The 19,678-nt window shown below is 43.2% G+C and carries 20 protein-coding genes; 4 read left to right on the top strand and 16 right to left on the bottom strand.

Translation table 11 applies throughout. The features are described from left to right. Nucleotides 1-8 precede the first annotated feature (8 nt). The 9 genes from NST31_RS20605 to NST31_RS20565 all read right to left on the bottom strand — a co-directional run bounded on the left by NST31_RS20605 (nt 9) and on the right by NST31_RS20565 (nt 9,774). Nucleotides 9-1,286: a TRAP transporter large permease gene (locus tag NST31_RS20605; RefSeq protein WP_339162981.1), complete on the bottom strand. Its 1,278-nt coding sequence runs from the start codon at nt 1,284-1,286 to the stop codon at nt 9-11. A 3-nt stretch (nt 1,287-1,289) separates the two neighbouring features. After that, nucleotides 1,290-1,778, bottom strand: coding sequence for a TRAP transporter small permease (locus tag NST31_RS20600; RefSeq protein ID WP_077113237.1), 489 nt, complete (start codon nt 1,776-1,778; stop codon nt 1,290-1,292). Between the two features lie 64 nt (nt 1,779-1,842). Continuing rightward, a complete protein-coding gene (locus NST31_RS20595) occupies nt 1,843-2,847 on the bottom strand; it encodes a TRAP transporter substrate-binding protein (protein ID WP_339162979.1) in 1,005 nt (334 codons plus the stop codon). A 22-nt stretch (nt 2,848-2,869) separates the two neighbouring features. Then, nucleotides 2,870-3,964 (bottom strand): NAD(P)-dependent alcohol dehydrogenase, encoded by a 1,095-nt coding sequence (locus NST31_RS20590; RefSeq protein WP_205178629.1) that lies wholly within the window; start codon nt 3,962-3,964, stop codon nt 2,870-2,872. Between the two features lie 30 nt (nt 3,965-3,994). Beyond that, nucleotides 3,995-5,026 carry an alcohol dehydrogenase catalytic domain-containing protein gene (locus NST31_RS20585; RefSeq protein ID WP_339162977.1) on the bottom strand — a complete coding sequence of 344 codons (1,032 nt, stop codon included), beginning with the start codon at nt 5,024-5,026 and terminating at the stop codon, nt 3,995-3,997. Nucleotides 5,027-5,141: 115 nt separating this feature from the next. After that, the gene (locus NST31_RS20580) at nt 5,142-6,347 is read right to left on the bottom strand and encodes a diphosphate--fructose-6-phosphate 1-phosphotransferase (RefSeq protein WP_205178631.1); all 1,206 of its coding nucleotides are present in this window, start codon (nt 6,345-6,347) and stop codon (nt 5,142-5,144) included. A 64-nt stretch (nt 6,348-6,411) separates the two neighbouring features. Then, entirely contained in the window at nt 6,412-7,413 is a 1,002-nt protein-coding gene (locus NST31_RS20575) for a LacI family DNA-binding transcriptional regulator (RefSeq protein ID WP_205178633.1), read from the bottom strand. A gap of 583 nt (nt 7,414-7,996) precedes the next feature. Next, the gene (locus NST31_RS20570) at nt 7,997-8,794 is read right to left on the bottom strand and encodes an SDR family oxidoreductase (RefSeq protein WP_339162972.1); all 798 of its coding nucleotides are present in this window, start codon (nt 8,792-8,794) and stop codon (nt 7,997-7,999) included. A 20-nt stretch (nt 8,795-8,814) separates the two neighbouring features. After that, a complete protein-coding gene (locus tag NST31_RS20565) occupies nt 8,815-9,774 on the bottom strand; it encodes an MBL fold metallo-hydrolase (RefSeq protein ID WP_339162969.1) in 960 nt (319 codons plus the stop codon). Nucleotides 9,775-10,185: 411 nt separating this feature from the next. Here NST31_RS20565 and proC point away from each other — a divergent pair, with 411 nt between their 5' ends. Beyond that, entirely contained in the window at nt 10,186-11,013 is an 828-nt protein-coding gene (proC, locus tag NST31_RS20560; RefSeq protein ID WP_339162967.1) for a pyrroline-5-carboxylate reductase, read from the top strand. A gap of 67 nt (nt 11,014-11,080) precedes the next feature. Then, nucleotides 11,081-12,097 carry an NADPH dehydrogenase NamA gene (namA, locus tag NST31_RS20555; protein ID WP_339162965.1) on the top strand — a complete coding sequence of 339 codons (1,017 nt, stop codon included), beginning with the start codon at nt 11,081-11,083 and terminating at the stop codon, nt 12,095-12,097. Nucleotides 12,098-12,102: 5 nt separating this feature from the next. On the opposite strand, the gene rnz is transcribed toward namA, so the two are convergent. Then, nucleotides 12,103-13,038 carry a ribonuclease Z gene (gene rnz, locus NST31_RS20550; protein ID WP_339162962.1) on the bottom strand — a complete coding sequence of 312 codons (936 nt, stop codon included), beginning with the start codon at nt 13,036-13,038 and terminating at the stop codon, nt 12,103-12,105. A gap of 111 nt (nt 13,039-13,149) precedes the next feature. Here rnz and NST31_RS20545 point away from each other — a divergent pair, with 111 nt between their 5' ends. After that, nucleotides 13,150-13,605, top strand: a complete 456-nt coding sequence (locus NST31_RS20545; protein WP_339162960.1) for a YueI family protein — start codon at nt 13,150-13,152, stop codon at nt 13,603-13,605. Here NST31_RS20545 and NST31_RS20540 read toward each other — a convergent pair. The 4 genes from NST31_RS20540 to mce are packed head-to-tail and all read right to left on the bottom strand — an operon-like array spanning nt 13,600 to nt 17,938. Continuing rightward, entirely contained in the window at nt 13,600-14,802 is a 1,203-nt protein-coding gene (locus NST31_RS20540) for a DNA polymerase IV (RefSeq protein WP_339162959.1), read from the bottom strand. The genes NST31_RS20545 and NST31_RS20540 overlap by 6 nt on opposite strands. A 12-nt stretch (nt 14,803-14,814) precedes the next feature. Further along, nucleotides 14,815-15,945, bottom strand: a complete 1,131-nt coding sequence (locus tag NST31_RS20535; protein ID WP_339162957.1) for a M20/M25/M40 family metallo-hydrolase — start codon at nt 15,943-15,945, stop codon at nt 14,815-14,817. A gap of 28 nt (nt 15,946-15,973) precedes the next feature. Then, complete coding sequence (locus NST31_RS20530; protein ID WP_339162954.1) at nt 15,974-17,524, bottom strand: acyl-CoA carboxylase subunit beta; 1,551 nt, start codon at nt 17,522-17,524, stop codon at nt 15,974-15,976. Beyond that, complete coding sequence (gene mce, locus NST31_RS20525) at nt 17,525-17,938, bottom strand: methylmalonyl-CoA epimerase (protein ID WP_339162952.1); 414 nt, start codon at nt 17,936-17,938, stop codon at nt 17,525-17,527. A gap of 120 nt (nt 17,939-18,058) precedes the next feature. Here mce and prli42 point away from each other — a divergent pair, with 120 nt between their 5' ends. After that, complete coding sequence (prli42, locus tag NST31_RS20520; RefSeq protein WP_171973878.1) at nt 18,059-18,154, top strand: stressosome-associated protein Prli42; 96 nt, start codon at nt 18,059-18,061, stop codon at nt 18,152-18,154. 37 nt (nt 18,155-18,191) lie between these two features. On the opposite strand, the gene NST31_RS20515 is transcribed toward prli42, so the two are convergent. Continuing rightward, nucleotides 18,192-18,677: a L,D-transpeptidase gene (locus NST31_RS20515; RefSeq protein WP_339165633.1), complete on the bottom strand. Its 486-nt coding sequence runs from the start codon at nt 18,675-18,677 to the stop codon at nt 18,192-18,194. Between the two features lie 387 nt (nt 18,678-19,064). Further along, a complete protein-coding gene (locus NST31_RS20510) occupies nt 19,065-19,502 on the bottom strand; it encodes a BrxA/BrxB family bacilliredoxin (protein ID WP_077111309.1) in 438 nt (145 codons plus the stop codon). Between the last annotated feature and the right edge of the window lie 176 nt (nt 19,503-19,678).

The following is a 19,678-nucleotide window of genomic DNA, read 5'->3' as shown; positions in this document are numbered from 1 at the left end:
CGAGCTTATCATTCTATTAAATTTGGTATAAATGTTGAAAGGGGCGGGAAAAAGGATATTACCAATACATCGATCACAAGTATCAATATTAATGGTAACGCCGCCCGGCCAATTCGTACAATCGAAACATTTGTAAGCTGCTGGGCTACAAATAAATCTATTCCAACCGGTGGAGTAACCAGCCCAATGGCAAGATTACATACCATGATCACTCCAAAATGGACAGGATCTATGCCAAATTCAACCGCCGTTCCTAAAAGAAGCGGGACTAATATTAAAATGGCCGCGCCACCATCCATAAACATTCCTATTAAAAGCAGGATAATGTTAACGATAATTAAAAACACATATTTATTGTCAATAAACCCGTTTATCAAATCAAATACTTCTCCGGGGGCGCCGGTCATGCCTAAATAATAAGCAAACAAGCCCGCAACACCTATAATGATCATAATAATGGAACTGCTAATGGCCGAACTTTTCAGCGCTTCTATTAACTTGATCAAATTAATTTCTCTATAAATAAACATGCCGACGATAAGGGAGTATACAACCGCCACTACCGAAGCCTCCGTAGGTGTAAAAACGCCGCTATATATTCCACCTAAGACGATAATGGGCATTAATAAAGCTAAAATGGCGCTTTTAAAAGCGATGAAAACCTCTTTAATGCTTTTTCTTTCTTCCCCGCGAATGCCATTTCTTTTTGAAATGATAAAAGCACTCACTAGAAGTGAAAGTGTAATAAGTATTCCTGGCAGTATTCCGGCAAGGAATAAATCCCCAATGGATACTTCTGCAGCTACCCCATACAAAATCATGGCAATGCTTGGAGGAATAATGATCCCGAGTGCTCCGGCAACAGCTTGGTTGGCCGCAGCATATTCAATCTTATAACCTCTTGCCACCATTGCCGGTATGAGGATCGATCCTATGGCAGCCGTGGTAGCCGCTCCAGATCCCGAAATGGCCGCGAAAAACATTGAAGTAACAATTGCTACCATCGCCAGCCCACCAGTGAGGTGACCTACTAAAGCACCTGCAAAATGGACTAATCTTTTGGATATGCCTGCTATCCCCATCAGATTTCCCGCCAAAATAAAAAACGGAATCGCCATTAATGGAAAGGAGTTCAGTGCTACAAATATTCTCTGAGGAACAACATTTAATGGTAATGTACCTTGAAGAAATATGCCTATACTTGTAGTTAAACCTAATGAAAAGGCTACTGGTACACCAATAAATAACAAAACTAACAAGATGATGATAAAAACGATAGCAAACATGGTTTACTCCTTTCCAACGAACTCTTCAAGCACACAAGCGATAGAATTTACTAATAATAAAATCGCCCCCAAAGGAATGCTTAGATAAACGTAAAACATTGATATTTTAATACCTGGTGCAATTTGATTGCCAAAGGCTTGCGCAAGTTCAAATCCAAAATAGATCAATATTCCATAAAAAACAGATGAAATGAGGTGAACCAACATTTTTATAATGGAGCTAACCTTGTCATTTAATCTTTCCAAAATCACTTCAACCGCAATTAGTTTTCCTTGTCTAAGCGCCAGCCCGGCGCCGATAAACACCAGAAATATCATTAAAAAGCGCGCTAACTCTTCTGACCACGATAATGAACTGCCAAGCACATATCGTGCAACCACTTGCCAAAATATTAATGCGGTCATTGTAGCCAATATGAACGCCAGTAAATATCCAAATACTTTGTTTATATAAGAACTAAGTGTTATATATTTTTTGGCGAAAGTATTCACATTACCATCTCCTCAAACATGGAGGAAAAGACCGTTTCGATCTTTTCCATCCATATATGCCAATTTAATAGTCCAAGTTTTGAACCTTTTTAATGATCTCCTCCCCAATTTGAGGTGCCCATTTTTTATAGACGGATTCTGTCTTTTTCTTAAATTGTTCTTTATCTGGTTCTGTAAATTGTATTCCATTTTCTTCTAAAAACTCTCTGGCTTCCTTGATTTTGTCTTCGTTGGCTTTCCTGCCAATAGGCTCAGTATGTTCGGCAGCTTGTACAATTGCATCCTGCTGTTCCTTTGTAAGACTGTCAAATTTTGCTTTGCTTATCGAAATAGGGGCTGGAGAGAATCTGTCTTCGAGAAGCGCGACATGGCTTTGTACTTCAAAAATTTTAGATGTTTGAATAGTGGCGAGCGAATTGGAATGTCCGTCGATAACACGCTGTTGTAATCCGGTAAATACTTCTGTCCAAGCCATAGGTGTCGCATCTGCTCCATATGCATTCCATGTATCGATTTGCAATTCATTTTCTTGCACACGGATTTTTAATCCATTTACATCTTCTACACTATTAATGGCGCTGTTTGACGAAGTGGCTACAAAGCCATTCTCAACCCACCCAAGTATTTTCACGTTTGCTTCCTCTTCGAATTTTTGAGACAATTCTTTACCAACTTCCCCTTCCAATGTTGCATATACATGCTCCCTGTTCTCAAATAAAAATGGCAGGTCAAACATGTTAAATTCCTTCACCCAGTTTCCCATTGGACCAGACGATTGAATAGACATATCAAGTGAGTTCATTCCCATTAATTCAAATACTTCTCTTTCCCCGCCGAGTTCATTGTTATAATGGATGGTAACGGTCATTTCACCATCAGTTAGCTCTTCTAATTTTTCTTTAAAAGCTTTGGCGGCTACGTCAAATTTTGCTCCCTCTGGCTCCGGAATACTTAGGCTTAATACCACTTTATCCGATTTTCCTTTTGCACTCTTCCCCGCTGAGTTGCCACAACCTGAAATCGTTAACAGTAAGATGAGACCAAATAATATGATTTTTGAAAATTTCATGATTTTTCCCCCTTGTGTGTATTCATGGATTTGGATATACCATTATTTTTAAGCTGTCCTTTTTGTTTTGATATGCTTTATTCATTGCTTCTTGAATGTCATCCATTGGAAATGTATCCGTTATCACATGCTCCACATCCCTGCCCATCTGATTCAGGATTTCAATGGCGGTTGGATATGTATTGATATAACGGTAAACTGAAATGAAGTTGATTTCATTCTGAAGCATTTGCGTTATATGCAGTGGAATTTGGTTTTTTGCCGGAAAACCAATAGCCACGACAGTTCCACCTCGTTTTGTTAAGGCAATGGCTGATTCGATTGCTTTTTCATTTCCAGATGTTTCAATGACTATATCAACGCCTGCCCCTTCTGTTAACCTGTTTACCTCCTGGGACACATCTGAGCTGCTAATATCAATTGCTTCAGTAGCCCCCAGTTTTTTGGCGGCATCAAGGCGCAGCGGTTCCATATCAGTAACAATTATGTTGCCGGCTCCATAGGCTTTGGCAGCAACGATGGCCATCAAACCGACAGGACCCATTCCGGTGATGAGCAAAGTGGAATTTGGTTTTACATTTCCTCTATTCATCGCATGAATGCCTACTGATAACGGTTCCGCCAATGTTGCCACTTCAAAAGACATCGTATCAGGAATGTGGTATAGAAAATCTTCCCGATGACTCAAATATTGTACAAATGCGCCCTTTACAGGCGGTGTCGATAAAAATTGTACACTTGGGCATAAATTATATCTTCCCTCTTTACACCACTCACACGACATACAAGAAACACCCGGTTCAATCGCTACTCTATCCCCAACCTTGAAACGGGTTACATTTGCACCAACTGCAACGACAAGTCCTGAGCATTCATGTCCTTGAATATGCGGATATTGAACAACCCGCTCCCCAATATGACCATGGGCAAAGTAGTGAATATCAGAACCACAAATACCGACCGCTTGGACTTTTACAAGAACATCCCTATCTCCTATTTTCGGCAACTCCTGTTGAAAAATCTCCACCGTTGATTGTTTCGTTAAAAAGGCAGCATTCATATATTTTGGAAGGATATATTCCTTCGTTTCATTTTCTTTACGATTTGTTTTTGTCATGAAATCAACCCTCAAATTTACAATGTTTTCTCACTCATAATGCAACAACACTTTTCCACAACTCTTTTTCTCACATAATTCAAAGGCTTTTTCCCATTCGGATAATGACATTTTATGTGTAATAATGGGTGCCAAATTTACTTTTTTCTGTTCCAGAATTTGCATGACTCTATCCCAAGTTTTCATACTATGAGCCAGTGAACCGAATAATTGAATTTGTTTATACAGAACCGTATCGTAATCCAACGTTATGTCATGACCAACAATACCAACTTGTATAAATTTACCCAATTTTTTTACATTTTTAAGGCAACTATTGATGGAGGAAACCGCGCCTGCACACTCTACTACCACATCCACTCCACAACCCTTCGTTTCTTTGGCGATCATACACTCTACATCTTCATGATTTACATTAACAACGATGTCTGCACCCAATTTTTTTGCTAGATGTAACCTAAATTCATCTGCGGAAGTGCCGGCAACAATCACTTTACAACCTTTTTCCACTAACAAAGACAGACATAGTAACCCGATGGGGCCAGGACCGGAAAGCAAGACTGTGTCCCCCAATTGAATATTTGTCAATTCTTCAATGGCTTGTACTGCACAAGCTAAAGGTTCTGACAAAGCCGCCTCTTCCAAACTGATATTTTCAGGAATCTTATAAACCATGTCTTCTCTTACCACAACATATTTTGTAAAACTGCCATGTACACCATGCCCCATTCCCCGGCGATCATTACAGAACATATAATTTCCTGTTTTGCAATAATGGCATGTGCCGCAGGTGACAGCAGTGGAACCAAGAACAGCAACACGATCTCCGACACTGATAGAGCTTACACCTTCGCCGATTTGCGAAACCACTCCCGAGAATTCATGCCCTAATATGACAGGAGGATTATTTTTAAAAGTGTCATGAAAAACATGTAAATCTGTGCCGCAAATTCCTAAATAGGCAACCTTTACTTTTACAGAGCCTGCTGAACAAGTCGGTTCATCTATGTTCGTGCAAGTCACATTTCCAAAGCCTTGTTTGGTTTTCATCACCGCTAGCATATAAATCCCTCTTCTGCTGTTTAATGAAAAGCTTTACAATTCATTGTTTATGAAAAAGCATTATCTATTTGTTACAGCGCATTCAAAAATTTAGGATAGCGCTTAACCAAAAATGTTAAATGACCTGTTTATAAACTGGCAGCCCGTTTTCGATTGGAATCATCATTTCTCCTTGTATTAGTGGTTCCACATATCGAATAAATTCATCGGTCATGATATTATTTTTCTTGTCATACCATTCAACTGGAAAATATTTCTCCTTACCCGCAACTTCTTTCAATAGTTTTGGACGGTACATCATTTTATAGTCGGTATCTTGATGATTTGCCCGTTCCATGGCTATCATGACCCCTGAATAGCCTTTCAGTGCGTATTTCCATGATTCTCTACCTATTTCATATGCTTCATCTACATCCGTCTTGGACGCTAATAAAATACTGCTTCTTTGCAAAATGCTTGTTTCGATTGCCCTTGTTCGTATTCCTGTTTTCGCTTCTATGATCTCCTTTAAATAAGTAGATACCCCGCCTAACTTGGGCCGATTTAATGTGTCATACTCCAATTCATCATGGTTTATATACTGCCCCGCACTATTTTTAAGTCCTTCAGCTGTAATTAAAAAGGTATTTCTTTTATTTTCATGGGCGTTAACAACTTTTTCGATACAACTCGTTAAACAAAAAGGGACTTCAGGTATATAAATGAGTGTTTGGCTGTCTTCTCTATCTGAGACCGTTAATGAACACGCTGCTGCCAACCATCCCGTATGTCTGCCCATCGTTTCTATGATGGTAAGTTGATTTGTTTCCGGATAACTTGCAACGTCCATCTTCATATCTAGTATAGAAGTGGCTAAAAACTTTGCGGCACTTCCATAACCCGGACTATGATCTGTTCCCAGTAAGTCATTATCAATTGATTTTGGAATTCCGATAACAGCCAAGTCATACTTCATTATAGCGGCTGTATCATGAATCATTTTCGCTACTTGCATGGAGCCGTTTCCACCAATATAAAAAAGAAAATGGATACTGTGCTTTTTTAAGTTTTTAATGATGACTTCCACTTCGTCAAAAGTTAATTTATATCGGCAAGTCCCTAATGCAGCCCCGGGAGTCCAGCGAAGCCGGATGCGGTCGCGTACAGATAAGTTGCCCAGTTCAATGAATGACTCGTTTATTAAACCCAAGATTCCTCCGACTGAACCATAAATTTCCCCTTGAAAGCCGGAATACTTCATTTCATCAATAATTCCAATCACCGAATTATTAATGACTGCTGTTGGTCCGCCTGATTGAACAATGATACCGTTGCTTTTCATTCCTTTCGCCCTCCACATAACAGATAGGTTAAGCGCTTTATTCATTTATTTTTAAAAAAAATCTTTATGTTATTTTTTTGGTTGATTTACGTAAGACTAATGAAGGTAAAAGTGTTACCCGGCTTTTGGCGTCCTTTTCCTCATTAATGATTGAAACCATTAAATCCATTACTTCTTTTCCCATGTTTTGAATTGGCTGGGCAATTGTTGTCAAAGGCGGCTCTATGATACTTACAATTGAAGTATTGTCAAAACCGACTACAGATAAATCTTGCGGTATATCCAACCCCAGCTCTTTGGCCATTTGAATCACTCCGGCTGCCAGTAAATCGTTACAAGCAAAGATGGCTGTTGGCCTATTGTCACTATGAATGTATTTGGCGGCCATGTTCCTCCCTGCCTTAATATGATCTACTTCATTTACAAATTGGAAGTTCGGATTTAGTGTTAAGTGATTCTCTGCTAAAACATGATGAAAGCCCCGCAATCTTTCCCGATTGCTCCAAAGATCCCTGGCGATCACCCCGATATTTTTGTGGCCCAAATCTACTAAATGTTTTGCCGCCAAATATCCTCCCGTAAAATCATCTAAAGCAACGGCATTGACGGAAAACATCGGGAAGTCACGAGCAACAATGACTACCGGTATCTCTTCGCTTATTAACTCCTGAACTTTATCAAGCTTTTCAAAACCGGACGCCAATATAAAGCCATCCACTCTTTTTTGCTTCAATAATGAAAGATATCTGTTTTCCTTCGCATTGTTATAGTCGGTATTACAAATTACCAAATGATAATCCAGTTCATTGCCCCGATCTTCAATACTCCTGGCTAATTCAGAGAAAAATGGATTCGCCAGGTCTGGAATCAGTAAGCCGATTGTTTTTGTCTGTTTTCCCATCAATGCTGAAGCCAACATATTGGGTTGATAATTTAGCTCTTTCATAATCTGTTTTACTTTTTTTCTCGTTTTTTCACTTATTCTTCCGGAATTGTTTAGTACTTTTGAAACGGTTGCAATGGATACATTAGCCTCCTTTGCAACATCATAAATTGTTACCTTCACATTTCTCACCATCTGATTCCAAAGTATTATGCATATGATAAGATCTTAGGAATTTTTTTCGCATTATAAAAATATTTAGATAGATGATGATCAAATGAACCCGATAATGTATATCGAAGATTTTCACCATCATGCTAATTTACTATAGTTTTTAGTAAAGCGCTTACCTTATAACGGAATTATATATGAATATTTTTAGAAGTGCAACCTTTTTTTAATGAAATTTAATTCGAAAATTTTTTCAAACAGGAAGAGTATGAGCTACTTCAAAAAGCCATTTTAAAACTCTGGCGCTCTTATCGACGGAATTACGGTGAAGAGAAATATTTGGCCGATCCGCAGGCCGCCACACGAAGCATTAAGGGAAATCAGACGGGAGACTATTTTCCCAAGATCAGTCAATGAATGTGAAAATTACCAATTGACGAGATACAAAAATGTTGAATGAGTCATCCATATAGGAAACGGTTGCGGCCCGACTGAAATGGCCCGTCAACCGTCTCGGGAACCTTTCATTTACGCTCTATGGCCGCTTCCCAAGGCCTTTCATTTTTAGAATAAGAATAGCCCTTATTGCATGAGTTTATTTTTTAAAAAAAGCTTTCTTTCCGAGACGTTCAACAAGACCCGGAAACAAAGTATAAGCAATGCTTCCGGCGTTCATCCAGCCGGGCAAATTAATTTCCCTTCTCCTCGTCATCATGGCGGCAACAATTTTTTGTGCCACTTTATCTGTTGAAAGAATAAAGCGCCCCACATTTTCCACATAGGAGCCGCCCGGATCGGCAATGTCAAAAAAGTTGGTGGCCATCGGCCCCGGGTTGACAGCAGTAACGAAGACGTCAAAATCAGCAAGCTCCATCCGCAAGCTGTTTGTATAGCCAAGCACTGCATGCTTTGTTGCCGAATAAACACTTGATTTCGGAGTTGCCAGTTTTCCTGCCTGGGAAGCTATATTGATAATATGTCCGGACCTTCTCTCCTTCATTACTGGGATCACTTCTTTTGTGCAGGCAATCAGGCCAACGACGTTGACGGAAAACATCCCTTGCAGATCAGCCAGCGACACTTCCCCAGCCTCGGCAAAAACGCCATAGCCGGCATTGTTGACAAGTATATCGATCCCCCCGGTTTCTTGCAAAATCTCTTGAAACACAGATGGAATTTCTTCCTGCCGGGAAAGATCACACACAATGGGCAAGCAATCGACATGTTGACCATCACCAATTTGCCGGGCAACCTGGGCAAGTTTTTCTTGATTGCGGGCAAGCAGCACGGGGCGAGCACCACTTGCCGCACATAGATGGGCTATTTTTTCACCAAGACCGCCAGATGCACCGGTGATGACGACTGTTTTGCCTTTTAGCCGCTCATTCATCATCTGCCCCCTTTTTAAGTTCCTCAATGCGCCGAAAAATAAGCGACGCCATGCTCATCAACATGTTTGTTGATTGCATCAATCGATAATAAATAATCAAGCTGTGCCGTCGTCTCTGATAAAGTCAGACCAAGCTCTTTTTCGTACACTTCGGGAAAAAGCATTTTCGTCAACTGAAATGTGGTCATTGGTTTTTTCTCGAGTAGCCCCGCCACTTGTAGCGCCCGTTCATGTTGTCTAAGCAGGCGCCGTTCAATCAGCTCATGTAACTTTCTCACTTCCGGTCCGTGACCCGTATAGGCGATTCGAATGTCAAACGCTAATAGTTTTCGAAGCGAATCGTTATATTGCAGTTGCGGCTTCGGTCTGTTGGCGGTAGAAACGAGCGGCGGCTCCAAAAGCGGATTGGAAGAAATTGTTGCCAACACATGATCTCCTGCCAAAAGGGTACCGTCTTTCTCCCGATAAAAAACAAGATGGCTTTGCGCATGGCCAGGTGCTTCCAGCACAACCCAGTTTTCAAATCCGGGGATAACATCTCCTTCTTCAATCTCATATGTAAGAGGTCTCTCACATGAAAAACGCAGGGCAGACTTCATCATAGCCAATAAATGATCAAAATCCCCTTCGACGGCAAATTCCACAAATAACCGCTTATAAAAATCATCATGGACAGAAAAAAAGTCTTGATCTTTCTCAATCCAAGGACGAACATAGCGATGGCCATAAACTGGAATATCCTTTGGAAGCCACTCCAGCAATCCAACATGGTCAGGATGATGATGTGTTAATACAACTTGGTCAATGTCCCCAGGTCTAACGCCTATTTCATTCAACTGAAATAAAAAAGCATCCCAAGCTTTTTCCGTTTTCACCCCTCCATCGATCAGGGTCAGAGCATCTTCCTTTACAAGATAAAGATTGACATCCCCAACGGCAAAGGGCGTCGGCAGTACGAACTTTATAATTTCTCCGTGTTTCATCACAAATCCCTCGACTTTATTTTTTGATAAATGGGATACAACTATAAATAAACAAGTATAGTGTAGCGATTTTTTCATGTAAAGTCATGTGATTTGAACATTTTTCGAAAGATCACTTGACAACGGCCGGAGCTGTACAGCATAATCATATATAAAATGGCGATGACCGGGATTAGTAAGCAAGCAAATGATGCAAGAGATTGGAGTCCACCGGCTGAAAGACTCCATCATCCGCTTTCTTGTTGAACCTGCCCAGCGAGCTGTCAGCAAAACTGACCGTCCCCCTGCGTTACAGGGTTTGAGATAGTTGCTTTATGCAACTAATTAAAGGTGGTACCGCGGAAGTCAACCCTTTCGTCCTTTTACGGATGAAGGGGTTTTTTGTTTACTCAATGTGTGGAGGGATAACAAATGAACATTTCATTTATCGGTGCCGGCTCCATGGCGGAAGCGATCATTGCCGGTCTTATTGAAAAAAATATAGCTGAACGAAAAAACATTTTAGTCACAAACCGGGAAGACCAAACCAAATTGGCTGATTTGAAAAAAAAGTACGGAATTCAACCGACATATCAGATGGAAGAGTTAATGGAAGATACCGATATAGTCATTTTTGCGGTAAAACCGAAAGATGCTGCAGCCGCCCTGAAAAAAATCAAGCCGTATCTAAAAGAGGACACATTGTTCGTCTCTGTCATGGCTGGCATCTCACTTTCCTATATGGAAAATCGCCTGAATGTGCAACAGCCAATTGCGCGGGCAATGCCAAACACTTCCGCCAGTGTTGGAAAGTCGGCGACGGCCATTGCGTTTAATGGCTCTGTATCCAAACATCAAAAACAGCTTGCAACAACTGTTTTTTCTTCCATCGGTGTGACAACGGTCATAGAAGAAAATAAGCTGGATGCTATCACCGCCCTTTCCGGAAGCGGCCCTGCCTATATTTACTATGTTGTGGAGGCAATGGAGAGATCGGCTGCGGAAATCGGGCTTGATGCGGACACAGCGAAAAAAATGATCCTGCAAACACTCGTCGGTGCGGCGGAAATGCTCCTTACCTCCGGAAAAGAAGCAGCGGAACTTAGACGGGATGTCACAAGCCCGGGCGGGACTACAGAGGCGGGGATCGAAGTGTTGCAAAAAGAAAATGTACAGACGGCTTTTATGAAATGCGTGAAAGCTGCAATGGAGCAATCGAAAAAATTAGGCGGCATGCATGAATCCAAACAGATTGTTTAAGCTCTTTCATCATCGTTTGCTATAATGAAAAGTGGCTGATGATAAGTGATGAAAGGGGTTTACCTGAATGACGATAAAATTGTTTGAACCGCTTGAGATAAAAAACATCACATTGAAAAACCGGATTGTCATGTCACCGATGTGCATGTATTCATGCCATCATGAGGATGGAAAAGTCGAAGACTGGCACCTTGTCCATTATACAAGCCGGGCCGTAGGGCAAGCCGGATTGATTATGGTGGAAGCTACTGCTGTTTCTCCGGAAGGAAGGATCAGCCCCCGAGATCTGGGGATTTGGGAAGATAGTCATATCGATGGATTGAAGAAACTCGTCGAAATGGTAAAGGCACAAGGCGCAAGCATCGGCATTCAACTTGCACATGCCGGCAGGAAAGCCATGCTGGAAGGGGAAATTCTCGCACCTTCCGCCATTGCTTACAAAGAAGGGATGAAAACGCCCAAAGAAATGGATGGCGAAGATATTCATTCGATCATTTCCGCATTTGGAAAAGCGGCAGAACGCGCAAAAGAAGCAGGATTTGATGTCATTGAAATACACAGCGCACACGGTTATTTATTAAATGAATTCCTTTCCCCTTTGACAAACAAACGGCAGGATCAATATGGCGGCTCCTTTGCAAACCGCTATCGCTTTTTAAGTGAAGTCATGGCAACGGTGAAATCAGTTTGGGACGGACCGCTCTTCGTCCGAATTTCCGCATCGGATTATCATCCGGATGGGCTTCAAGTTTCAGATTATGTCACAATGGCCAGATGGATGAAAGACGAAGGCGTTGATCTGATTGATTGCAGTTCCGGCGCAGTCGTCCCGGCCAAAATAAAACCGTTCCCGGGATATCAAGTTGCGTTCGCCGAACAAATTAAGAAGGAAGCGGACATTTTAACCGGGGCCGTCGGTTTGATCACGGCCGGGATTCAGGCAGAGGAAATATTGCAAAACGGTAGAGCCGATCTCGTTTTTTTAGGACGCGTCCTGCTGCGCGATCCATATTGGCCCCGGACGGCCGCTCGTGAACTGGGTTATGATCTTTCACCACCCACCCCATATGAGCGCGGATGGTAAAATTGTCACCGCGTGGTCTTTTGGGTATCAACTTTCACTTTAAAAAAATCAGAAGCCAATTTCGTATTCGGAAATACGGATTGGGCCTCTTTTTCAAGCTCTTGCCAATCTTCCCTTGAATAGCGTGAGCTAATATGAGTCAGGCAGAGTGCTTCGGCTTTTGCTCTTCGGGCGATCTCCGCCGCCTGAGCGGTTGTCGAGTGGAAATAGTCCCCGGCCATTTGGGCACTGTCCGCAGAAAAGGTCGCTTCATGTACAAGCAAATCGGCATGTTGCGCAAGAATAACCGCATTGTTACATGGCCGTGTATCGCCCAATATGGCGATGACGCGGCCTTTTTGCGGCGGTCCCACGTAGTCGCCTCCAGCGATTATTCTGCCGTCTTCAAGCGTTACCGTCTCTCCGTCTTTTAACTTCTTGTAAAGAGGTCCTGGAGGGACTCCTTCTGCCTTGAGGCGCTCGGCATCAAGCGTTCCCTTTTTGTCTTTTTCAGTAATTCTAAATCCGTAACTTGCTATATTGTGATCCAACAAAAGCGTCTCCACTGTAAATTGGTCATCGGAGAAAAGGATTCCTTCTTCCATTTCCACAATAATAAGAGGGTACTTTAAATGGGTTCCGCTCAGTTGGAGAGCAGCCTCTAAATATGCTTTGATACCCTTGGGCCCGTACACAGTTAAAGCGGTGGTACCACCTTGAAAGGAACGACTGCCAAGCAAGCCCGGCAATCCAAAAATATGATCCCCGTGAAGGTGGGTAATGAATATTTTCTCTATTTTTCTTGGTTTCAATGAAGTATGTAAAATTTGATGCTGGGTCGCTTCCCCGCAGTCAAACAGCCAGATTGCATTTCTCTCTTCCAACAACAATAAAGCCAGCGATGAAACATTTCGCAATTTCGCCGGCACTCCCGCACCTGTACCGAGAAACAACAGTTCCATTGGCTGCCCCCCTTTTCATTTTTTCTATAGTTTACCATAAACAAAGCAGCAGGCCATACATTGGCACTTGGGGCTCCCTGCCTGAATATATTATCGTGGAGGTGTTGCTCTTTGAAACGTGCAACAGTAGAGGACTATTTAGAAAAAGGAATGTATGGCCCGAAAGATACAAAACCGGAAGAAAGAAAGAAGTTTCTCGGAACACTCAGGGAAAGGGTAATCGTCGCCCTCACCAAAAGCCAAGTCATGGAGCCGGGCGTATACCCGGAACTGATACAATGCATGAAAGAACATCCAAGTGCAATTTTACTACTAAACGGGGAGCTTAATTATTCTTTTCTCTCTGATTATGTGAAAGCGGCACGCGCACAAAACATCTCCTATTCAATCGTAAATAACAAAGAGTTCCGCACAAATATCGGACTGGTGCTTGCCTATCCATATGCCATCGACAAGGAACATATTTATATTACCAAAAAATCAAAAGAAGCTCCCAAACAACCAAAAAAGAAAAAAAGATTTTTCCTTTCACTCATTAAAAAATGGTTGGGAAGAAGAAGGTCATGATTCCTCTTTTTCCTGATCTATCCCCATTTTTATACTGGAGGGCCCATACTTTTTCGTTATTTCATCGATCACGTCATAGAGGGGCTCCTTTTTTGCTTCTCTTTCGTAGGAAAACAGATCAAGCTGTTCGAATGCTTGATCTGCTTTTATGACGTCCTGGCCGGTGATCCCCAACAGCCTGACCGGATTCCCATTCCAATGTTTGATGAACAGTGTTTTTGCCGCCTGGTAAACATCTCCGGCCGCAGAGACCGGGTTGGGCAATGTACAGCTTCTTGTGACCGTTTCCCAATTGTTATAGCGGATCATGATCGCTATATTGTTCGTCACGTATGTTTTTCTTTTTAACCGGCTAGCGACTTTATTCGCAAGCTTCTTCAGAACGCCTAACAGTTCCGCTTGATTCGATATGTCTCTGGGAAGCGTCATCGAGTTTCCGACGCTTTTGTGGAGGGACATGGCCTTCGGATCCACTTTTCTTGTGTCTTCACCGTTTGCCCGCTCTTTCAATTGGATGCCCCGGATGCCGATCGCTGCTTGCAATTGCATGTCGTGTGCATGTGCAAGATCTTTGATCGTAAAAACTTTAATGGAAGCCAGTTTTTCCGCGGTTTTTTCGCCGATTCCGTGCATTTCGATGACGGGCAAAGGCCAAAGAACACTCGGTATATCTCTTTTCCGGAGGACCGTTATGCCAAGCGGCTTTTTCATGCCTGATGCCATTTTGGCCAAAAACTTATTGGGAGCAATACCAATGCTGCAAGGCAAGTCCAATTGATTCGTGATCTTCGTTTGAATTTTTTTAGCTATTTGCACGGGGGTCCCCAACTCATGACCATGAGTAATGTCGATATAGCCTTCATCTATCGATACCGGCTCCACTAGCATGCTAAATGTGCGTAAAATATCAAACATCGCTTTGGATACAAGCCTGTACCTGTCAAAGTTCGGCTTTCTCACAATCAACTGCGGGCACAGCTTTTTCGCCTCCCAAATTGGCATCGGCGCTTTGACACCATATTTTCGGGCCTCATAGCTACATGTTACAACAATGCCTTTCCGCTGTTTTGCATCTCCGGCAATCGCGAGCGGCTTGCCTTTTAGGGATGGGTCGTATGCCATTTCAACCGATGCATAAAAGCTGTTCATGTCGACATGTAAAATGACGCGACCTTTTTTCGGATAAAACTCCCTCATCTCCATCAGCTTTTAACAGGTTTCAGCCGCTTCTTGAACGATGGCCACAACCATTTCAGTCAGTTTTACCAGCTCCGCTATGGGCATCCGCTCATTCGTTGTATGAATTTCCTCGTAGCCAACCGCCAAGTTGACAGTGGGAATGCCAAATCCGGCAATCACATTGGCATCACTTCCACCGCCGCTCGTCAACAGTTTGGGCTCCCTGCCGATGCTTACAGCCGCTTTTTTAGCCACTTCTACAACATGGTCTCCGTCCGAATATTTAAAACCGGGATACATGATTTCAATGTCAACTTCCGCTTTTCCACCCATTTTTTCAGCGGTTGTTTCAAAAGCGCTTTTCATTTTTTCCGTTTGAGCAAGCATTTTTTCTTCCACAAGCGACCTGGCTTCAGCCAAAATATCTACCCGGTCCGCAACAATATTCGTCGCTTGTCCTCCTTCAAATCGCCCGATATTGGCAGTTGTTTCTTTGTCGATACGGCCAAGAGGCATCTTGGCAATTGCTTTTGCGGCAATCGTGATGGCTGAAACCCCTTTTTCAGGCGCCACTCCGGCATGGGCTGTTTTTCCATGGATAACGGCTTTTATTTTTGCCTGGGTAGGCGCGGCAACAATGATATTGCCGACTTTTTCATCACTGTCCAAAGCAAAGCCGTATTTTGCCTTGATACGCGTTGGATCCAACACTTTTGCACCGACGAGACCGGATTCTTCTCCAACCGTAATAATAAATTGAATATCCCCATGGGGAATGTTGTTTTCTTTTAAAATCCGAATGGATTCCAGCATTGCCGCAAGCCCGGCTTTATCGTCCGCTCCAAGGATAGTTGTTCCATCAGTGACCACATACCCGTCTTGAACGGATGGTTTTACTCCATTGCCCGGCACAACTGTATCCATATGTGAAGTAAAATATATCGGGTCTGCTTCATCCTTTGTTCCCCGTAATGTACAAATCAAGTTTCCGGCTCCATGGCCTGTCAGCTTTGCCGCATCGTCTTCAAACACCTCTACGCCCAGATCTTGAAACTTTTTAGTGAGCGCTTGGGCGATCGCGGATTCATTTTTCGTTTCCGAATCAATTTGGACCAACTCTATAAATTCATCCAGCAGCCGTTTTTCATTCACTTTTGTCATTTATATGGCCTCCGTTTACTAGTTTATATTACAAAGGAATATTACCGTGTTTTTTCTTTGGCCTTTCTTCCCGTTTATTGCCGAGCATTTCCAATGCTTGAACGATTTTGATACGTGTTTCGCGCGGGTCGATGACATCGTCGACCATTCCCCTTGCCGCTGCCACATAAGGATTGGCAAACTTCTCCTTGTATTCCGAAATCTTCTTGTTTCTCGTTTCTTCCGGATCATCACTTTGCTCGATTTCCCTGGCAAAAATAATGTTTGCTGCGCCTTGAGGGCCCATGACCGCAATTTCCGCATTCGGCCAGGCAAATACGAGATCGGCACCTATCGATTTACTGTTGAGCGCCACATAGGCACCACCATATGCCTTTCTTAAAATAACAGTAATTTTAGGAACCGTCGCCTCAGAGTAGGCGTATAAAATTTTGGCTCCGTGCCTAATGATTCCGCCGTGCTCCTGCTTTATCCCCGGGAAAAATCCAGTCACATCTTCAAATGTGATGATCGGAATATTGAATGAGTCGCAAAAGCGAATAAACCGCGCCGCTTTGTCCGATGAGTCAATATCAAGCCCTCCGGCCAGAAATTTCGGCTGGTTGCAAACAAGTCCCACCACTTTTCCCCGAATCCTGGCAAAGCCAATGACAATATTTTTGGCAAACTCCTTTTGCACTTCAAAAAAAGTCCCTTCATCCACAACCTGGCTGATCACATTTCGGACGTCATACGGTCTGATGGCATCATAGGGAACAGCATCAGCCAAATCCGGGCAATAATCATCCGATTCATCCCAAGCACTTTGAAGAGGTGCTTCTTCATTATTTTGAGGCAAGTAGGAAAGAAGCTGTCTCACCATTGACAAGACTTCCTCTTCGCTTTTTCCGCGGAAATGGGCATTTCCGCTAATCGTATTATGTACCTTTGATCCACCTAAATCCTCGGATGAAATCTGTTCACCTGTCACCGTTTCGATCACTTTTGGGCCGGTAATAAACATTTGGCTCGTTTTATCGACCATAAACACAAAATCAGTAATGGCTGGTGAGTAAACAGCACCACCGGCACACGGACCCATAATCACGGAAATTTGCGGAATCACCCCTGAATAAATGGCGTTCCGATAAAAAACATGCCCGTAGCCATTCAGAGAGACGACTCCTTCTTGGATGCGGGCGCCTCCTGAATCATTTAACCCGATAAATGGCGCCCCGTTTTGGGCGGCAAGATCCATCGCCTTGGCGATTTTTTCACCATGCATCTCGCCCAAAGCCCCGCCGAAAACTGTAAAATCCTGAGAAAAAAGGTACACGGGACGGCCATTGACTTTACCATATCCTGTAACAACACCATCTCCCGGATATTTTGTTTTCTCCAGGCCAAAATCAGATGAACGGTGTTCAGTAAAGGGGTTCAACTCTACGAATGTCCCGGGATCCAATAACAGCTCGATTCTTTCTCGTGCGGTCAACTTTCCTTTCTGATGCTGCTTTGCGATCCGTTCATCTCCCCCGCCAAGCTGCGCATCCATGCGCCGATCATACAGTTCATTTATTTTGTCGTATATATCAGCCATTTACCTCTCCCCCTGATCCTCTTTTTCACAAAGTTCATACAACACTCCATGCGCCGACTTGGGGTGCATAAAGGCAACGAGCGCTCCGCCGGCTCCCCTTCTGGGCGACTCGTCTATCATCCGAATCCCCTTCTCCTTCAAAGCGTTAATACGCTCCTGAATCGAACTTACACCAAATGCGATATGATGAATTCCTTCACCGCGCTTTTTCAGAAATGTGGCAATGGGACCATCTTGATAAAGCGGTTCCAACAGTTCAATCTTAACATTATGGGCATCAAGAAACGCAACTTTCACCTTCTGGGACACTACTTCTTCGATGGCCATACATTGGAGGCCGAGTTGTTCCGTGTAAAAAGGCAGGGCATCTTCAATCGACTGGACCGCTATTCCGATGTGGTCTACTTTATTCATTTCGCACCTCTCACATCATTTTTTGTCCGGACTTACTTTGGAAAAAAATCAACCATGCTTGTCTCAATGAGTCATAGGTTATAAAATAATATTAGAATCGGTTTCAAGGAGTGAAAACACTTGTCCAATAAAAAAGTCCAGCGTGTCATTATTTTTCTCATGCTGTTAGCCATGCTTACCACTACTGTTATGGCCGGGCTGTCATTCATGCTCTAATGAAAAACAAGGCCTGCACCTGGGGAGGCCTTGTGATTTATATTGCCCCGCTTTCGCGAGCAAGCTGTTCCATTGATTTGTCGGAATGAACGACCCAAATTTTTGTTCCGGCTTGCACCTTTTCGTATAACTCTTCAAGCGGTTTACGCCGCATACGAATACAGCCTTGGGACACATACCTTCCAATTGAAGAAGGATCGTTTGTACCATGCAAACCATAGGTTCTACCGTCCGTACCCCATGCATCAAATCCAATCCAGCGGGAACCAAGCGGATTACGCGGATCTCCCCCAGGAATATTCTTTTTACGATAATATGGATTGACCGCTTTTACCTTAATCGTAAACAACCCTTCAGGAGTCAGCTCATTCCTTGCCCCTGTTGCCACTTTAGAAGCCAAAACAATTTGTCCACGATCTACTAAAGCCAGTTCATTTGTTCTTTTATTGACAATTATGAGCGTATCTCCGGGTAACACTTCCGCCCCGAAAGGCCAAAAGATCGACCCGGCCAGCAAACACAAAACAAAAACCGCGTGCAAAAGCCTTCACCTTTTTTCTTTGCCAGCTCCGACGAACAGGACGTTCTAGTGCGGGTGATGCGACAGGACGTCGCTGATTGAACCTGCCGACGAACAGGACTTCTAGTGCAGGTGATGCGACAGGACGCCGCCGATTGAACCTGCCGACGAACAGGACGTTCTAGTGCAGGTGATGCGGCTGGACGCCACCGATTGAATCTGCCAACGGACAGTTCATTATCGGCAAAAGACGTTCCTCCCCTTTCGCAAACAGGTCGAGAACGCCTGTCGCCAATTCGGGGTGCGCCAGCCTAGACGCCGATGAACGAGGAGCTCACGCTTTTTTGTTAGTTTGCGCTGAGGGTGAAGACTCATGCATCTTTACTAAAATCAAACTTCATCACAATATTGATCAAAATAGCTTTGAAGTTTGTTGACAACAGACATTGGGTCGTGGCCTTCAATTTCGTGACGCTCAACCATCGTGCAAACTTTCCCGTCCTTAAGCAATGCAAAAGACGGAGAAGAAGGCGGATAATCGGTAAAATAACTTCTTGCTTTTGCAGTAGCCTCTTTATCTTGTCCTGCAAAAACCGTTACAAGATGGTCAGGGCGCTTATCGTAATGAATGGCGTGGGCAGCAGCCGGACGAGCCACTCCTCCCGCACAACCACATACGGAATTAATCATAACCAACGTTGTACCTTTTCGGCCAAGCGCTTTTTCCACATCTTCAGGGGTTCTTAGCTGCTCATAACCTGCTTGTTCCATTTCTTCACGCGCTCTTTGAACTACATCATTCATAAATATATTAAAATCCATACTCATTTTTGTCGCTCCTTTTTGGGGGTTTCTATTGCCTATCATAACAATTCGTTCAATATTTTTTCAACTGCTGAAACTTTTGGTTTAATTTTTTGTAAAGCGGGTAAGATATAAATACATCTAGATCCATACCCCTAAACTCCCTAGATGTCTTTTGGACAGCAAGCCGCTGTCCGTTT

Origin of the sequence: Siminovitchia sp. FSL W7-1587, assembly GCF_037963795.1 — a bacterium.
Taxonomy (GTDB): domain Bacteria; phylum Bacillota; class Bacilli; order Bacillales; family Bacillaceae_C; genus Siminovitchia; species Siminovitchia thermophila.
Note: the sequence above shows the minus strand (reverse complement) of the source record. Positions and strands in the feature narration are given on the sequence as shown.